Origin of the sequence: Streptomyces sp. NPDC093097, from assembly GCF_044754325.1 — a bacterium.
Classification (GTDB): Bacteria; Actinomycetota; Actinomycetes; order Streptomycetales; family Streptomycetaceae; genus Streptomyces.
In genome coordinates this window covers 76,866-93,538 of record NZ_JBIVOW010000025.1, presented here as the reverse complement: position 1 = coordinate 93,538, position 16,673 = coordinate 76,866, and the positions used below count along the sequence as shown (strand labels likewise).

Below are 16,673 nucleotides of genomic sequence, written 5' to 3'. Positions count from 1 at the left end.
TCCGCTCACTCATCCGGCGCCTCCCGGCTGCTGCTCCTGGTGGTGCGATGCCCCGTCCATCGGGTCGGAGGGACCCGCCTGGTGGGGGATGCGGGCGGTGTCGGCCGGCTCCTCCTCGGCAGCCGGCTCGGCGGCCTCGGCACGGGCCTCGACGACCTCGGCGACGGCGTCCAGGACGCCCCGGTAGCCGGAGCAGCGGCAGAGGTTGCCGCAGAGCGCCTTGCGGACCTCCAGCTCCGTGGGGGCGTGGTTGCCCTCCAGCAGGTCGTGGACGGTCATCGCCATGCCCGGTACGCAGAAGCCGCACTGCACGGCCCCTGAGGAGGCGAGCGCCTGCTGGACGTCGGAGGGGACGCCGTCGCGCGCGAGCCCCTCGACGGTGCGGACCTCGCTGCCGGCCGTGGTGGCGGCGGGCACCAGGCAGGAGGCGACCAGCCGCCCGTCCACCTGGACCGAGCAGGCCCCGCACTCCCCTTGGGAGCAGCCGTCCTTGGCCCCGGCCAGACCGAGCCGTTCGCGCAGCACGTACAGCAGCGACTCGCCGATCCAGGCGTCGGTCACCGGGCGGTCGGCGCCGTTGACGCGCAACACGTAGGAGACGGCGGGGTGTTCGTCGTGGGCGTCGTGGGCGTCGTGCGCGTCGTGGCCGTCGGGGACGGCCGGGGCGGCGGCGACGGGCTCCGGTTCGGGCGCCGGGTGCGCCGCGGCGGCCTCGGTATCGGGGGCGGCCGGCTCCACCGGCGACGGGTCCGCGGCGGGCGCCGGCTCAGCGGCGGCCGACTCGACAGGCGCCGACTCGGCGGGGACCGGTTCGGCAGGCGCCGGCTCGGCGGGGACCGGCTCGGCGAAGTCCGCGGCGGGCGCCTCCGGGAGACCGGGTTCCGCGGCGTCCGGGACGGCGGCCCCGGCGGCCTCCGGAGCGTCCTGCGGCGCCGCCGGCGCGGGCTCGGCATCCACGGCCTCGGCAGGCGCCACGGGGGCCGCTGAGGCCGCCGCAGCGGCGTGCTCGGCGTGCTCGACGGCCGCAGCAGGCGCGTTGGCGAGGTGCTCGGCGGGCGCCACGGGCTCGTGGGCACCATGCTCCGCGGGCGCCGCGGGCTCGTAGGCGACGTGCTCGCCAGGCGCCACGGGCTCATGGGGGACGTGCTCGCCAGGCGCCACCGGGCCGTTGGCCACGTGCTCGGCGAACTCGGCAGGCGCCGCGGACCCGTTGGCTGCGTGCTCGGCGGGCGCCACGGGCTCGTGGACGACAGGCTCGCCGGACGCCACCGGCTCGTGGGGGACGTGCTCGGCAGGCGCCACCGGGCCGTTGGCCGCGTGCTCACCGGGCGCCATGGACTCGTAGACGACGTGGTCGACGTGGCCCACGTGGTCGGCATGCCCGGCAGGCACTGCCGCCCCGTCGGCGACGTGCCCACCACCCGGCAGGCCGGGCCCGGCATCAGGAGCGACGCCGGCACCGACGCCGGCACCCGCTCCGGCGTCGACTGCGCCCCCCTGGCCCGTACCGACCGCGAACTCCCCCGTGGTGTCGGGCTGTTCGCCCTCCAGCACCGGGATCGACCATCCTTCGGCGGCCCCCGGGGCGGACGCCTCCGTGACGCCTTCCTGGCCGGCGGCCGCGTCCTCCTGGCGAGGGGCCGGCTCGGCCGGCGGCCACTGGGCCAGTGCGTCGGCGGGCAGCGACCAGTGGCCGGTCGCCCCGCCCGCGGCGGCGCCCTGCGCATACGGGTCGGCGGCGGGCGCCGGGTAGGGCCCGCCGGCCACGCCGCCCTCGCCGGGGCCGGCCGGCACGCCCGCGTCGGCGCCCCCGCTCGTGGCGGTCAGCCCGGCGGTGAAGTTCCAGTGGCCGGTGGCGCCGGTGTCCCCGGTGCCGCCCTGGTGCGCGGTCCCGTCGCCCTGGTACGGCGCGCCGGTGTAGCCGCCGTCCTGGTAGAACGCGGCGCCGCCGTGGCCGGTCAGCCGGTCGTCGCCGACGAGGTACTCGCCGGACTCCTCCAGGGTGTCGTCGCCCGCCGGGACCGTCCACGCGCCACCGGCCGCCTCCGGGCTGCCGGCGACCGGCCAGTGCACCTGCTCGCCGGCCCACGACTGCGTGCCCTGGGGCGCGTTGGCGTGATAGCCGGCGGACGGGTCCTGATGCTGTGCCGCCGGGTCGGCGTACCCGGCCGCGTGGTCGACGTAGCCGGCGGAGGGATCGGCGAACGGCATCGTCCAGTGCCCGGTCGCCGCGGGGTCGGTGCCCGCGGACGGCACCGGGGGCACGGGCGGGTGCGCGGGGAACGAGGCCGGCGGGGTGTAGCCGTGGCCGGGGGCGGCCAGCGGGTCCGTGCCCGGAGTGCGGTAACCGGCGCCGTACGCCTCGGTGGTGAAGCCTTCCGGCAGCTGGACGAAGGCGGTCGCCTCCGACTCGTACTCGCCGCCCGGCTGCAGCGGCTGCCAGCCGTGCTCCGGGTGCGGCTGCTGCGGATGCGGCTGCTGCGGGTGGCGGTTGTCTGCTTCGCTCACGAGAGCGCCCTCCCAAGTGCGCGGCGGGCCAGGGCTGCCACCGTACGGCGCAGGTGCAGTGCGGCCGGCGGCAGGGCCGCCGGTTCGGAGCCGTCCTGCGGCGGCACCGGGTCGGGGATGCAGGCGGCCGCCACGTAGTCGCCGAAGGCGGTCAGCGCCTCGGGGACCAGGCCGCGTTCGCCGTCCCAGTCGATGAGCGAGGCCACCCACTGCTCGGCCTCCAGGGGCCGCAGCGGCATGGCGGCGACCGCGCCGACCGCGCAGCGCACCGAGCGCCGGGCCGGGTCCAGGACCAGCGCGACGGAGGCGGTGGCGCGGCCGGGGCCGGTGCGGCCGGTGGCCTTGAGGAAGGTCTGCGGGGCGTGCAGCAGCGGCACCCGTACGAAGCCGACGAGTTCGCCGGGGCCGAGCATCTCGCGGCCGGTGAGCAGGTGGCTGACCGGGATCTCGCGGCGGGCGCCCCCGGGGCCGGCGACGATGACCGTGGCCTCCAGGGCGGCGAGCACCGGGAGGGTGTCGCCCGTGGGGGCGCTGGTGACGATGTTGCCGCCGAGGGTCCCGGCGTTGCGGATCTGCGGCGGGCCCGCCGCGCGGGCCGCCGCGGCCAACCCCGGGATCAGGGCGGCGAAGTCGGGGCGTCCCATACGGGCGTGGGTGAGGCCGGCGCCGAGCAGCGCATGCCCGTCCAGGTACTGCCAGCCGCGGATCTCGCTGATCCGGCCGAGGCCCACCAGACCCGCGGGTCTGAGGAGTCCGGCGTTGACCGCCGCCATCAAGTCCGTGCCGCCCGCGACGGGTACGGCGGCAGGCATGGCGGTCAGTGCCGCCACCGCCTCGTCGAGCGAGGCCGGCAACGTCACCGATTGCGACGCGTGCGGTGCGTGCGTGGTCAACCCAGCTGCCCCTTCCCCGGTGTCCCGGCAGTTCCGCTCCGCCGTACGGTACGTGCTCACAGCCCGGACGTGGCAACTCTGGCACATCTTCGCGAGCCCGGTGCGCGAGGGTCCGCGCAGGGGCGCACCGTCCGCGAGAGGGCGCTGGTCCGGTTTCGTCCGCCGGTTCCGGTGAACGGGCACCACCGTCCCAGGGTCCGGCCGGCCGGGCGCCCTCCTTGCCCGAGGGCTCACACGTTTGGGGGCGCCCCGTCGAAGGGGCGTCCGAGGATGCCGGGCCGCTGCTGCCAGGGGAGGGGGCCGCCGGGCGGGCGGTAGCCGACGCCGAGGGCGTCGAGGCGGGCGTAGTGGTCGGTCATCCGGTGGGTGAAGTCCTGGTAGTCGCGGGCCGGCGGGGCCGGCAACCGGGACCAGGCCACCTCGGCGAGCGCGGCCAGCCGCGGGAAGACCTGGTAGTCGAGGCGCTGCTGACTGTCCATCGCCTCGGTCCAGGCGTTGGCCTGGGTGCCCAGGACCCGCGCGGCCTGCTCGCGCGTCAACTCCGGCGGCACCGGCTCGAACCGGTAGACGTCCTCCAGGGTCCGCACGTAGCCGATCGGCACCGGTTCGTCGGGCGAGGCGTGCTGGCGGTGGTCCAGATACACCTGCTGCTCGGGGCACATGACGACGTCGTGGCCGGCCTTGGCGGCGGCGATACCGCCCGCGTACCCGCGCCAGGAGGAGACCACCGCCCCCTCCGCCAGGCCCCCTTCGAGAATCTCGTCCCACCCCACGAGCCGGCGGCCGCGTGCGGTCAGCCAGCGGTCGAAGTGGCGGACGAACCAGCTCTGCAACCCGTCCTCGCCGTCCAGCGACAGGGCCGCGATCCGGGCCTGGGCGGTGGGCGAGGCCCGCCACTGCTCCTTGGGGCACTCGTCGCCGCCCAGGTGGACGAAGCGGGACGGGAAGAGGTCGAGCACCTCCTCCAGCACGTGCTCGTAGAACCGCAGGGTGGTGTCAGTGGGCGCCAGTACGTTGGGATTCACGCCCCAGGTGTCCCAGACCTTCAGGGAGGTGGTGTCGATGACGTCGGTGTTGCCCAGCTCCGGGTAGGCCGCGATGGCGGCCTGCGAGTGCCCGGGGACGTCGATCTCGGGGACGACGGTGATCTGCCGCTCGGCGGCGTAGGCGACGATCTCGCGGAGGTCGTCCTGGGTGTAGTGGCCGCCGTGCGGGCGCGGGTCCCACAGCGGCGAGTGGCGGTGGCCCAGGCGGCTGCGCTCGCGCCAGGCGCCGGTCGCGGTCAGCCGCGGGTAGCGGCGGATCTCGATCCGCCAGCCCTGGTCGTCGGTGAGGTGGAGGTGCAGGACGTTCAGCTTGTGGGCGGCCATCAGGTCGAGGTAGCGCAGCACCCCCTCCTTGGGGAGGAAGTGCCGGGCGACGTCCAGCATCAGGCCGCGCCAGGCGAAGCGGGGGGCGTCCTCGATGCTCTGCTCGGGCAGGCCGGGGGCCCGCCCCGGGTCGAGCGGGGCGCGCCGGAAGGCGGCGGGGCCCAGGAGTTGACGGAGCGTCTGCGCGCCCCAGAAGACGCCGGCCGGACCGCCGCCGGTGAGGCGCACGCCCCAGCGGGCGTCGGCGTCGAGCCGGTAGCCCTCCGCCGGCAGGGTCTCGTCCAGGGCCAGCGCGAGGGTGTCCGGTGCCTCGGCGGAGCCGGGCGGCAGCGGGAGGGCGAAGGCGGCGCCGAGGGTGGCGCGCAGCCAGCGGGCGGTGTCCTCGGTGCCGGGGGCGGCGGCCAGCGCGGTCTGCGTGCCGAACCGCACGGTCCTGGGGCGGGTGCCGCCCGCGCCCAGGTCGCGGCTGAGCGGCGCCGGCACCAGACCCGTGGGGGAAGCGGTCTCCAGATCTGTCACGACGTCAGTCTTCACCGCGCCGCCGCGGGCGGAAACCAGACGACTGCGGGCGTTCCCCGGGCCGGTGCGCGCCGAGGCGGCGGGCCGGGCGGGCACGGCGACGGGCTCGGGCCCCTGCAAGGGACCCGAGCCCGTAAGGACCGCCGGCGCGGGGCCGCGGCGGCGACGCCGCATCGGCGCCGGGCCACCGGGGCGGCCGCGGCGCCCGGGGCGGTTACTTCTTGCCGCCGTCCTTGTCCTTGTCGCCACCGGCGCCCATGGACTCGAAGATCTCCTTGCACAGCGGGCAGACCGGGTACTTCTTCGGGTCGCGGCCCGGGACCCAGACCTTGCCGCAGAGCGCCACGACGGGGGTGCCGTCGAGCGCGCTCGCCATGATCTTGTCCTTCTGGACGTAGTGCGCGAAGCGCTCGTGGTCGCCGTCGCCGTGCGACACCTGCGGTGTCGGCTCTACGAGGGTCCCCGTACCTGCCCCGCGCTCGGGCTCAAGAGTGCTCATAACTGCCAAGGGTACTCACGCGCGCGCCGCCCCGGGAGCGTCGGCCCGTCACCAGGTGCACCACCAGCCCCAGGGCCGCGACCCCGGCCGCCGCCCAGGGCAGCGCGTCCGCCGCCAGCCCCGCCGCCAGGGCCAGCCCGCCGAGTGCGGAGCCGACCGCGCTGCCCAGATAGAGCGCCGAGTTGTTCAGCGCGAGGGCGACGGTGCCGCGCTCCGCGCCCACCTGGAGCAGCCGGTGCTGCTGGGGCACCTGGAACGCCCAGCCGGCCGCGCCCCAGAGCACCAGCGCGACCAGCGCGCCGGGCAGCGCCGCGCCCGCCAGCACCGGCAGCAGCGCCTGGGCCGCGACGATCACCAGCAGCACCCCGCCGGCCAGCATCCGCACCCGCCCGGTCCGGTCCACCAGCGGCCCGGCCAGCGCGCTCCCCAGCACCCCGCCGGCGCCCCACGCCCACAGGTACGGGGTGACCTCATGGACGCCGCCGGCCGCGGCCAGCACCGGCGCGAGGTAGGTGTAGAGGCCGAGGCTGGCCACCGCGCCGAGGAAGGAGACCGTGACGACCGGCGCCACCGCGCGGTCGGTGAGGGCCGCCAGCCGGGCCCGTACCGGGACGGCGGGGCCGGCGGGCACCTGCGGCAGCAGCGCGGCCAGGCCGCCGAGCGCGAGGGCGCCCAGCCCGGTGACGAGCCAGAGCGTGGCCCGCCAGCCGGTGTGCTCGGCCAGCAACACGCCGACCGGCACGCCCAGCACGGTGCCCGCGCTCATCCCGCCCATCACCAGGGCCAGCGCCCGGCCGCGCTGCTCCTCGGGCACCAGCGCGGCGGCGGCCGCGGTGGACAGCGCGGAGTAGACCCCGGCGCCGGCGCCCGCGACGATCCGGGCGGCCAGCAGCGTCCCCAGCGACGGGGCCAGCGCGGTCAGCGCGTTGCCGAGGGTGAAGACCGCCAGCGCGGCCAGGATCAGCAGCCGGGGCCGCGCCCCGGAGAGCAGTCCGGCGACCAGCGGCGCGCAGACCGCGTAGGCGAGCGTGAAGGCCGTCACCAGTTGGCCGGCCAGGGACAGCCGGGTGCCGACGTCCGCGGCGAGGACCGGCAGCAGCCCCGCCATCACATACGCGTCCAGGCCGAGGGTGAACGCCCCCAGCGTCAGCAGCCAGACCTTGCGCATCGCGCTCAACTCCCCTGGTCGGACCGGGGCCGGGGACCGTCCCCGGTCTCCGGGCGGACCGCTGCGGGGAAACGTAGGCAGTCTCCGGATGTCCGGGAAATGCCCGGCCGGAGCACTTATGCTCGGGCGGCATGAATGATGTCCGCGGCATCCAGGACGGCGAGGGGACCGCAGCGGGGCCCGCCCCCGGCGACGCCCGCCACGACGTCCACGCGCCCGCCGCCCGAGACGCCGACCCGCTCGCCGACCCGGCCCTCGACGGCGTCGAACTGCGGCATCTGCGCGGCTTCCTCGCCGTCGCCGAGGAGCGCAGCTTCACCCACGCCGCGGACCGGTTGCGGACCGGCCAGCCCGCCCTGACCCGCGCCGTCCGCGCCCTGGAGACCGCCCTCGGCGTCCGGCTGCTGGACCGGACGACCCGGCGGGTCGCCCTCACCGACGCCGGCCGCCGCCTCTACGCCGACCTCGCGCCGCTCCTCCCCCGGCTCGCCGCCGCGCTGCGCTCCCCGGCCGGGCCGGCGGTGCTGCGGCTGGGCTTCACCTCGCTGCTGCCGACCGCCTGCCACGCGCTGATCGCGGACTTCAGGGCGGCGACCGGGGCCGGGGTCGGGCTCGTCCGCCGGGACTCCCCGCTGGCCGGGCTGGAGACCGGGGAGTCGGACGTGGCGGTGCTGCGCGGCGAGGTGCCGCGCGAGGCCGGGCTGCGCACCGTCCTGCTGCTGACGGAGCCGCGGGTGGCCGCCGTGCCGCGCGCCGCCGCCCCGGGCGGGCTGGCCCACCGCCGGGTCCTGGACTGGGCCGAGCTGGCGGAGCTCCCCCTGGTGGTCAACACCGTCGCCGGCACCACCCGGCCCGAGCTGTGGCCCGCCGGCCGGCGCCCCCAACTCGCCTGCACCGCGGGCAACTTCGACGAGTGGCTGGAGGCGGTGGCGGCCGGGCACGGGGTCGGGGTGGCCCCGGAGCCGGTCGCCGAGCGGCATCCGCACCCCGGGATCCGCTACGTCCGGCTGAAGAACGCACCGCCGGTGCCCGTGCACCTCGCCCTGCCGGCCCGCGACGCCCACCCGCTGGCCGCGCGGTTCCTCACCCTGAGCGGCGCGCCCCGCCGCTGACCCGCGTCCCCGCCGCTACGACGCCACCGCCGGCACCCCGCCGCGGTCCCCGGCGCTCAGCCCCAGCTCCGCGGCGAGCGCCAGCGCCGCCTCCGGGCGGACCTCGTACCAGCAGTCCGGGCCGCAGACCGCGTCCAGCAGCGCGGCGACCTCCGGTGCGCCGACCCTGCGGGCCGTGGCGGCCTCGATGAACGCGCGGACCGCCGCGACGGGGTGCACCTCGGTCTCCATCAGGGCCACCAGATGCCCGGTGATCTCCTCGACCGCCGCGTCGTCGGGCGCCGCCCACCGCATCGCCATCGCCAGCCCGTCGTCCGGCATCTCGGCGGGATACGGGGCGCGGGCCCAGACACCGTCCTCGTACCAGTAGACGAAGCCGAGGAGGTTGCCCCGGGCGTCGTCGTGCAGCTGCGCCCAGGGCAGCCAGGCGGGGCCGCCGGCCAGGAGGTCGATCTGCCGGTCGCCGCTGTGGGTGTAGCTGCCGTCCGCGTCGTGGCCGCAGAGCAGCGCGCGGCCGTCCTCGTACACCCGCAGGCGCCACCAGTACGCGCCGCCGCCGTTCCAGCAGTGCAGCCCCTGCGGCCCGACGGTGTACTCGTCGCCGTCGTCGATGGCCGCGGCGGCCACCGCCAGCGTCGCGGCCCGTGCCCACACCTGTTCCGGATGGTCCAGGTCCCCGGGCACGCTCGGCCTGTGCATGGTGCTCTCCCCCGTCCGTTCGGCGCGGCCGCGATGGGGTGTCCCTCGCCCACCCGGAACCAAGGGCCCGGGAAGCGTCCGCGCAGCGTTCGTGCTAGGGGGAACGATAGCGACGAGGTCCGACAATCCCCCATGACAAAGCCGTCACAGAATGCTCCGGCAAGTGCCCGGGTGCACCACCCGGCGCGCGAGTACGGACACACGCCGCACGGCGGCGCCCCGAACGGTCCGCCGGCTCAGTTCAGCGACGGGTCGTCGGGGTAGGTCGCCACCATCGCCAGCTCGTTGCGCTGCCGGCGCAGCACGGCCCGCCACAGCTGCTCGGGGTCGGGCGAGGAGACGTCGCCCGGCTCGGACTCGACGACGTACCAGGCCCCCTCCACCAGCTCGTCCTCCAGCTGGCCGGGCCCCCAGCCGGCGTACCCGGCGAAGATCCGCAGGCTGCCGAGGACCGTGGCGAGGAGCTCCGGCGGCGCCTCCAGGTCCACCAGGCCGATCGCGCCGTGCACCCGGCGCCAGCCCAGCGGCCCACCCCCGGTGCCGGCGCCGTCCGCCGCGTCCGCGGCCTGCGGGAAGCCGCCGCCCGCGGAGTCCGGGGCCGCACCGCCGGCCCGGGTGCCGCTCCCGCCGGACGGGGCGCCCTCACTGGAGGCCCCACCGGGCACCACGGCCACCCCGAGTGCGGAGTCCAGAGAGACCGGGCCGCCCTGGAAGACCACCCCGGGCTCCCCGGCCAGCCCGGCCCAGGGGGCGAGGATGTCGGCGACGTCGACCGGTGTGGGGCGGTTCAGGATCACGCCGAGGGACCCCTCCGCGTCATGGTCGAGGAGGAGCACCACCGCGCGGTCGAAGTTCGGGTCGGCGAGCGCGGGGGTGGCGACGAGCAGCCGCCCTGTGAGCGAGGACACCTCGGTCATGGCCACATGATCCCGCACTTCCGGCCCGAAGGGGGAGCCGACGCCCGGACCCGCCGGGAGAGCAGGGCGGGCGTACGGCGGCAGGCCCCGGCGCACGAGACCCCGCCCCGGATGCCCCATTCGCGACATCCAACACGTTTGACGCAAAAGGCGATTACGAATCAAAGGCGGATCGTAGCGGAGCGTGTTGTGACAAAGCCATTACATGCCGCGGACCGGGAGACCGCCGCGGGCACCCCCTCGGCCGCCCTTACCATTTCCCGTGGCCCTGTCCGACTCCAGGAACGCGAGATCCATGACCGTCTCTACTGACGACGTACTGCTTGTCCACGGCGGCACCCCGCTGGAGGGCGAGATCCGGGTTCGCGGTGCGAAGAACCTCGTCCCGAAGGCCATGGTCGCCGCCCTGCTCGGCAGCGGCCCGAGCCGGCTGCGCAACGTCCCCGACATCCGGGACGTCCGCGTGGTGCGTGGACTGCTCCAGCTGCACGGCGTCACGGTCCGCCCCGGTGACGAGCCCGGCGAGCTGGTCCTCGATCCCTCGCACGTGGAGAGCGCCAACGTCGCGGACATCGACGCGCACGCCGGCTCCTCGCGGATCCCGATCCTGTTCTGCGGCCCGCTGCTGCACCGGCTGGGGCACGCCTTCATCCCCGGGCTCGGCGGCTGCGACATCGGCGGCCGTCCGGTGGACTTCCACTTCGACGTGCTGCGCCAGTTCGGCGCCAAGATCGAGAAGCGCGCCGACGGACAGTACCTGGAGGCCCCGCAGCGGCTCCGCGGCACCAAGATCCGGCTGCCGTACCCGTCGGTCGGCTCGACCGAGCAGGTGCTGCTGACGGCCGTCCTGGCCGAGGGCGTCACCGAGCTGTCGAACGCCGCGGTGGAGCCGGAGATCGAGGACCTGATCTGCGTGCTCCAGAAGATGGGCGCGATCATCTCCATGGACACCGACCGGACGATCCGGATCACCGGTGTCGACAAGCTCGACGGCTACACCCACCGCGCCCTCCCGGACCGCCTGGAGGCCGCCTCCTGGGCGTCCGCCGCGCTGGCCACCGAGGGCAACATCTACGTCCGCGGCGCGCACCAGCGGTCGATGATGACCTTCCTGAACACCTTCCGCAAGGTCGGCGGCGCCTTCGAGATCGACGACGAGGGCATCCGCTTCTGGCACCCGGGCGGCTCGCTCAAGGCCATCGCCCTGGAGACCGACGTCCACCCCGGTTTCCAGACCGACTGGCAGCAGCCCCTGGTGGTCGCCCTGACCCAGGCGTCGGGCCTGTCGATCGTCCACGAGACGGTCTACGAGTCCCGGCTGGGCTTCACCGAGGCGCTCAACCAGATGGGCGCGCACATCCAGCTCTACCGCGAGTGCCTGGGCGGCTCCGCCTGCCGCTTCGGCCAGCGCAACTTCCTGCACTCCGCGGTCGTCTCCGGCCCCACCAAGCTGGAGGGCGCCGACCTGGTCATCCCGGACCTGCGCGGCGGCTTCTCGTACCTGATCGCGGCGCTGGCCGCGCAGGGCACCTCCCGGGTGCACGGCATCGACCTGATCAACCGCGGCTACGAGAACTTCATGGAGAAGCTCGTGGAACTGGGCGCGAAGGTGGAGCTGCCCAACGGCGCCCTCCAGGACTGACCTCGCTCACAGGCTCCGGTCCGGGCCGCCGTCCCGGACGGCCAGGCTGACGGCCAGGCGCCGCAACGGTCGCGACTGCGAAGACCGTGCGGCGCCTTCGCCGTATCCGGGCCCCTTCCGCACGCCCCTGGGGCGCACCTGGAGGGCGTGCGGAAACGATGCCGGCATCCCCTCCGGACCGCCCCCCGGGGGCGACCCCATAGGCCCGTTCGCGAAACCCGTCCCGACCGTCGGATTTGCGGGTGCGAGGCGGCGTGAGAACGGCGCACGGGCGGGGCCCCGGGGCGCGGCGACCGCGGGCGGGGCCCGCTCGGCCCGCGGTCGAGCCCCTGAGCGCGGCATGGACGGGCATACGAGAAGGCGGCCACCCTCCAGGGAGGGTGGCCGCCTTCTATGCCGTGGGAAGGGCCTTACTTGCCCTTGGCGGCTTCCTTGAGCTTGGAGCCCGCGGAGACCTTCACGCTGTAGCCGGCCGCGATCTGGATCGGCTCACCGGTCTGCGGGTTGCGGGCGGTGCGAGCGGCACGGTGGGTGCGCTCGAAGGTCAGGAAGCCGGGGATGGTGACCTTCTCGTCACCCTTGGCGACGACCTCGCCGACGGTCTCGGCGAGCGCGGCCAGAACGGCGTCGGCGTCCTTGCGGGTCACCTCGGCGCGATCGGCCAGAGCGGCCACCAGCTCACTGCGGTTCATGTATGTACTCCCGTGTTCTTCTTGCCAATGCGGCGTGAGATCGAAGCCGATGCTGCCAGGGCCCTCGAACGGACCACGGAACGGGGTCCGTCCTTCAGCTCCCTCGCGCCTGAGGTCCCCCTGGACAATGTCCCTGGGAGAGCATCCTGCCCTCACCTGCGGCGGTAAAGCCAATCCGGCACCCCTGGAGGGTCATCCGCCACCCTATGGGTGGCGCACTGGGGGCCGATCCCGCGACGCGCCGTCTCAGGCACCCGTGGCGGCTGTCACAGCACCGCCCGCGGCCTTCGCCGCGTCCCGCACCGCGCCGGCCACCGCGCCAGCGACCTTCTCGTTGAAGACGCTGGGGATGATGTAGTTCGCGTTGAGCTCGTCATCCAGCACGACGTCGGCGAGCGCGCCGGCCGCGGCCAGCATCATCTCGGTGTTCACCGTACGCGACGCCGCGTCGAGCAGACCGCGGAAGACGCCGGGGAAGACCAGCACGTTGTTGATCTGGTTGGGGAAGTCGGAGCGGCCGGTGGCGACGACGGCGGCGGTCTGCCGGGCGAGAGCCGGGTCGACCTCCGGGTCCGGGTTGGCGAGTGCGAACACGATCGCGCCGTCGGCCATCTTGGCCACGTCGTCGCCGTCGAGGACGTTGGGGGCGGAGACGCCGATGAAGACGTCGGCGTCGACCACGGCCTCCTTGAGGGTGCCGGTGACGCCCTCGGGGTTGGTGTTGTCGGCGATCCAGCGCAGCGCCGAGTCGGGGTCGGCGTCGACCAGGTCGGGGCGGCCGGCGTGCACCACGCCGTGGATGTCCGCGACGACGGCGTGCTTGACGCCGGCGGCCAGCAGCAGCTTGAGGATGGCGGTGCCGGCCGCGCCGGCGCCGGACATCACGACCCGGACGTCCTCGATCTTCTTACCGACCACCCGCAGCGCGTTGGTGAGCGCGGCGAGCACCACGATGGCGGTGCCGTGCTGGTCGTCGTGGAAGACCGGGATGTCCAGGGCCTCGCGCAGCCGGGCCTCGATCTCGAAGCAGCGGGGCGCGGAGATGTCCTCCAGGTTGATGCCCGCGAAGCCGGGGGCGATGGCCTTGACGATCTCGACGATCGCGTCGCTGTCCTGGGTGTCCAGGCAGATCGGCCAGGCGTCGATGCCGGCGAAGCGCTTGAAGAGGGCCGCCTTGCCCTCCATGACGGGCAGCGCGGCCTTGGGGCCGATGTTGCCGAGACCGAGGACGGCGGACCCGTCGGTGACCACCGCGACGCTGTTGCGCTTGATGGTGAGCCGGCGGGCGTCCTCGGGGTTGTCGGCGATCGCCTGGCAGACCCGGGCGACGCCGGGGGTGTAGACCATGGAGAGGTCGTCGCGGTTCCGGATGGGGTGCTTGGACGACATCTCGATCTTGCCGCCGAGGTGCATCAGGAAGGTCCGGTCGGAGACCTTGCCGAGCGAGACGCCCTCGATGTTGCGCAGCTCGGAGACGATCTCCTGGGCGTGCGCGGTGGAGGTCGCGGCGATCGTGACGTCGATCCGGAGCTTCTCGTGGCCGGACGCGGTCACGTCGAGGCCGGTGACCGACCCGCCGGAGGACTCCACGGCCGTGGTGAGCTGGCTGACGGCGGTGCCGCTCGCGGGAACTTCCAGTCGCACCGTCATCGAATACGAGACGCTAGGCGCCGTTGCCATGACCGACTTCCTCTGCTTTCCCTGTTCTGGCTCTAAGCGGCTCCGGGTCCCAGGGGTGCCCGAGCCCGGAGCGTGTTGTCCGATCGTCCCACCTACCAGCCGGTACGCGTTAACCAGCGGGGCGACCAGCTACGTATTGCGGAAATTTCCTTCCACCATACGAGAGTTGGCCGGTTGAGCGGAACCCCTCCGCCACCCCGCACCGGTGCCGGGCGGGAAACGACCGCGGGCGCCTCTCCCGAAGGAGAGACGCCCGCGCCGTGTGGCTTATGACACCGACCCGCCATGCTCGCCTCGCGGCAAGTGGTCGCTCGTAGCGACGATGGTTGGGCCCGGGGGCTTGGATCGAGCCGGTGCCGTCACCAAGGCTAACAAACCATCCCGGCAAGCGAATCCCGTCCCGCGCGACCGATTTCACCACCGCTCGGATGGCAGCGCATCGCCGGTGGCGGCCGGCGGGACGGGACCCCGTGACCCCTAGTCGCGCAGCAGGTCCGGGACGCCGTCCTCGTCCGGGTCGTCCGGGGCGGCGGCGAGGACGGTCAGCTGCTGGGTGGCGCGGGTCAGGGCGACGTAGAGCACCCGCAGCCCGGCCGGGGACTCGTCGGCGATCTCGGCGGGCGAGACGACCAGGGTGGCGTCGTACTCCAGGCCCTTGGCCTCCAGGGAGCCGAGGGCCACCACGCGGTCGCCGAGCCCGGCCAGCCAGCCGCGCGCCTGCTCGCGGCGGCGCATCGCGACCACGACGCCGACCGTGCCCTCGACCTCGGCCAGCAGCCGCTCGGCCTCGGCGACCGTGGCCCGGGCCAGCGCGGCGTCGCCGTCCGCGCCGCCGACGACGCCGAAGCGCGGCTCCAGGCCCGTCGAGCGGACCGCCCGCGGCGCCGGGGTGCCGGGCATGGCGAGCGCCAGCACCTTGGAGGCCAGCTCGGCGATCTCGGCCGGGTTGCGGTAGTTCACGGTGAGCGTGAAGCGGCGGCGGGGACGGGTGCCGAGCGCCTCGTCGCGGGCCTCGGCGGCCTCGTCCGGGTCCGACCAGGACGACTGCGCCGGGTCGCCGACCACGGTCCAGGTGGCGTGCCGGCCGCGGCGGCCGACCATCCGCCACTGCATGGGTGTCAGGTCCTGGGCCTCGTCGACGATGACATGGGCGTAGTCGGCGCGTTCCTCCTCCAGCCGCTCCCGGCGGCTGCGGCCGGACGAGAAGCGGTCGGCGTAGGTGGTGAGCTCCTCCAGGCCGGTCAGCTGGTCCAGCGGATCGGCCTCGCGGGGGCGGGCCGGCCGGGCCGGGGCGCCCAGGATCTGCTGGAGCTCGTCCAGCAGCGCGACGTCGTGGACCGACAGCGGGCCGCGCCCGTCCTCGCCCGACCGCCGCAGCGAGCGGGCGAGTTGGCGGACCTCGCGGGGGTTGAGCACCCGGCGGGCCCAGCGGCCGAGGCGGCGCTCGTCGGCCATCGCGGCCAGTACACCGCGCGGGGTGAGCTCCGGCCACCAGGCGTCGAGGAACGCCTGGAAGTCCGGCTCGGTCAGGAGGTCCTCGTCGAAGCCCTGGCGGGCCTCGGCGACCAGCTCGGGGTCCGAGTAGCGGCGGGCGGCGCCGGACTTGGCCCACAGGGCGTCCAGGATGAGCCGGCGGGCGCGCGGGCGCAGCAGGTTGACCGGGGCGGTGCCGCCCAGGGCGGACTGGCGGATGGCGCGCAGCTCGGCCTCGTCCAGTTCGAGCCGGGCGCCGAACGCGACCACCCTGAGGCGGGTCGGCGTGGCCGGGGCGGCGGCCGGGGTGAGGTCGTCCAGGGACAGCTGGGCGTCCTCGGCGGGGCGGGCGCGCGGCGGGGCGGGCGGGGCCGCCGCCTCCAGCGCCCCGCGGGCCGCCTTGCGCAGCAGCTTGACCATCCGTGCCGAGCCCTTGACGCGGGAGACCGCCGGGGGATCGTAGGCGGTCGCCTCGGCGCCCTCGACGAGCGAGCCGAGCGCTCGGATGGCGACCTGCCCCTCCTCGCCGAGCGAGGGCAGCACGCCCTCGGTGTAGGAGACCAGCAGCGGGGTCGGGGAGACGATCAGGATGCCGCCGGCGTAGCGGCGGCGGTCCTGGTAGAGGAGGTAGGCGGCGCGGTGCAGGGCGACCGCGGTCTTGCCGGTGCCGGGGCCGCCCTCGACCTCGGTGACGGAGGCCGCGGGGGCCCGGATCACCATGTCCTGCTCGGCCTGGATGGAGGAGACGATGTCCCGCATGGTGTGGCTGCGGGCCCGGCCGAGGGCTGCCATCAGCGCGCCGTCGCCGACCGCCGGCAGCTCCTCGCCGTTCAGCGTCGCGGCGACCTCCGGGCGCATCAGGTCGTCCTCGACGCCCAGCACCTTGCGGCCCTTGGAGCGGATCACCCGGCGGCGGACGACCCGGCCGGGGGCGACCGGGGTGGCGCGGTAGAACGGCGCGGCGGCCGGCGCCCGCCAGTCGATGACCAGCGGCGAGTAGTCCGCGTCCAGCACCCCGAGGCGCCCGATGTGCAGCGTCTCGGCGATGGCGGCGCGGCCGTCCTCGATGGCGCCGTCGGCGGGCTCGACGGAGGTGAACGCGCCGTCCGGGCCCTTCTTGCCGTCCTTGCCCAGGAGCAGGTCGATCCGGCCGAAGAGGAAGTCCTCGTACTCGGAGTTGAGCCGGTGGAGATGGACGCCGGCCTGGAAGACCTGGGCGTCGCGCTCGGCGAGTGCGCCGGGCGTGCCGACCTGGCCGCGCTTGGCGGCGTCGTCCATCAGGAACTCGGCCTCGTGGATCTTCTCCTCAAGGCGCCGGTAGACGCGGTCGAGATGCGTCTGCTCGGCCTCGATCTCGCGGTCCCGAACGGAATCCGGCGCGTGGTCCGGTGCGTGCGTGGCGTTGTGCGCGGCCACCCAGGCCCCCTTCTGCTGTGCGTAGGGCAGCCGTCAACCGTACGCGAACCCGGGACGCTGCGCACCTGGTGGGACGCACAAAACT

12 protein-coding genes are annotated in these 16,673 nt (G+C 75.1%); 2 read left to right on the top strand and 10 right to left on the bottom strand.

Going from position 1 to position 16,673, the window contains the following annotated elements:
- Positions 1-9: 9 nt before the first annotated feature.
- From ACIQE0_RS32540 to ACIQE0_RS32520, 5 genes are all read right to left on the bottom strand, one after another.
- Complete coding sequence (locus ACIQE0_RS32540; RefSeq protein WP_402338805.1) at positions 10-2,508, bottom strand: 2Fe-2S iron-sulfur cluster-binding protein; 2,499 nt, start codon at positions 2,506-2,508, stop codon at positions 10-12.
- Positions 2,505-3,401, bottom strand: coding sequence for an FAD binding domain-containing protein (locus tag ACIQE0_RS32535; protein ID WP_366332644.1), 897 nt, complete (start codon positions 3,399-3,401; stop codon positions 2,505-2,507). The genes ACIQE0_RS32540 and ACIQE0_RS32535 overlap by 4 nt, the downstream gene beginning before the upstream one ends.
- A 230-nt stretch (positions 3,402-3,631) precedes the next feature.
- Positions 3,632-5,290, bottom strand: coding sequence for a beta-N-acetylhexosaminidase (locus ACIQE0_RS32530; RefSeq protein WP_366332642.1), 1,659 nt, complete (start codon positions 5,288-5,290; stop codon positions 3,632-3,634).
- Positions 5,291-5,504: 214 nt separating this feature from the next.
- On the bottom strand, positions 5,505-5,789 hold the full coding sequence (locus ACIQE0_RS32525; protein ID WP_026247947.1) for a DUF3039 domain-containing protein: 285 nt from the start codon (positions 5,787-5,789) through the stop codon (positions 5,505-5,507).
- Positions 5,776-6,957, bottom strand: a complete 1,182-nt coding sequence (locus ACIQE0_RS32520; protein WP_402338804.1) for an MFS transporter — start codon at positions 6,955-6,957, stop codon at positions 5,776-5,778. Before ACIQE0_RS32520 ends, ACIQE0_RS32525 begins: the two co-directional genes overlap by 14 nt.
- Before the next feature lie 131 nt (positions 6,958-7,088).
- Here ACIQE0_RS32520 and ACIQE0_RS32515 point away from each other — a divergent pair, with 131 nt between their 5' ends.
- Complete coding sequence (locus ACIQE0_RS32515) at positions 7,089-8,069, top strand: LysR family transcriptional regulator (RefSeq protein WP_402338803.1); 981 nt, start codon at positions 7,089-7,091, stop codon at positions 8,067-8,069.
- A gap of 15 nt (positions 8,070-8,084) precedes the next feature.
- Here ACIQE0_RS32515 and ACIQE0_RS32510 read toward each other — a convergent pair whose 3' ends face one another.
- Positions 8,085-8,768, bottom strand: a complete 684-nt coding sequence (locus ACIQE0_RS32510; RefSeq protein ID WP_366332636.1) for a hypothetical protein — start codon at positions 8,766-8,768, stop codon at positions 8,085-8,087.
- A gap of 236 nt (positions 8,769-9,004) precedes the next feature.
- Positions 9,005-9,685, bottom strand: coding sequence for a YqgE/AlgH family protein (locus ACIQE0_RS32505; protein ID WP_402338802.1), 681 nt, complete (start codon positions 9,683-9,685; stop codon positions 9,005-9,007).
- A 295-nt stretch (positions 9,686-9,980) separates the two neighbouring features.
- Here ACIQE0_RS32505 and murA point away from each other — a divergent pair, with 295 nt between their 5' ends.
- Entirely contained in the window at positions 9,981-11,327 is a 1,347-nt protein-coding gene (murA, locus tag ACIQE0_RS32500) for a UDP-N-acetylglucosamine 1-carboxyvinyltransferase (RefSeq protein WP_366332632.1), read from the top strand.
- Positions 11,328-11,737: 410 nt separating this feature from the next.
- Here the strand turns inward: murA and ACIQE0_RS32495 are convergent, their stop codons facing one another.
- From ACIQE0_RS32495 to ACIQE0_RS32485, 3 genes are all read right to left on the bottom strand, one after another.
- Positions 11,738-12,019: an HU family DNA-binding protein gene (locus ACIQE0_RS32495; RefSeq protein WP_004951951.1), complete on the bottom strand. Its 282-nt coding sequence runs from the start codon at positions 12,017-12,019 to the stop codon at positions 11,738-11,740.
- Positions 12,020-12,265: 246 nt separating this feature from the next.
- Positions 12,266-13,699, bottom strand: a complete 1,434-nt coding sequence (locus tag ACIQE0_RS32490; protein ID WP_366332630.1) for an NAD-dependent malic enzyme — start codon at positions 13,697-13,699, stop codon at positions 12,266-12,268.
- A 477-nt stretch (positions 13,700-14,176) separates the two neighbouring features.
- Entirely contained in the window at positions 14,177-16,588 is a 2,412-nt protein-coding gene (locus tag ACIQE0_RS32485) for a HelD family protein (protein ID WP_402338801.1), read from the bottom strand.
- Between the last annotated feature and the right edge of the window lie 85 nt (positions 16,589-16,673).

Coding starts and splice junctions, on each gene's coding strand:
- ACIQE0_RS32515 (WP_402338803.1), top strand. CDS start 7,089: ATGAATGATGTCCGCGGCATCCAGGACGGCGAGGGGACCGCAGCGGGG.
- ACIQE0_RS32510 (WP_366332636.1), bottom strand. CDS start 8,768: ATGCACAGGCCGAGCGTGCCCGGGGACCTGGACCATCCGGAACAGGTG.
- ACIQE0_RS32490 (WP_366332630.1), bottom strand. CDS start 13,699: ATGGCAACGGCGCCTAGCGTCTCGTATTCGATGACGGTGCGACTGGAA.
- murA (WP_366332632.1), top strand. CDS start 9,981: ATGACCGTCTCTACTGACGACGTACTGCTTGTCCACGGCGGCACCCCG.
- ACIQE0_RS32495 (WP_004951951.1), bottom strand. CDS start 12,019: ATGAACCGCAGTGAGCTGGTGGCCGCTCTGGCCGATCGCGCCGAGGTG.
- ACIQE0_RS32520 (WP_402338804.1), bottom strand. CDS start 6,957: ATGCGCAAGGTCTGGCTGCTGACGCTGGGGGCGTTCACCCTCGGCCTG.
- ACIQE0_RS32525 (WP_026247947.1), bottom strand. CDS start 5,789: ATGAGCACTCTTGAGCCCGAGCGCGGGGCAGGTACGGGGACCCTCGTA.
- ACIQE0_RS32505 (WP_402338802.1), bottom strand. CDS start 9,685: ATGACCGAGGTGTCCTCGCTCACAGGGCGGCTGCTCGTCGCCACCCCC.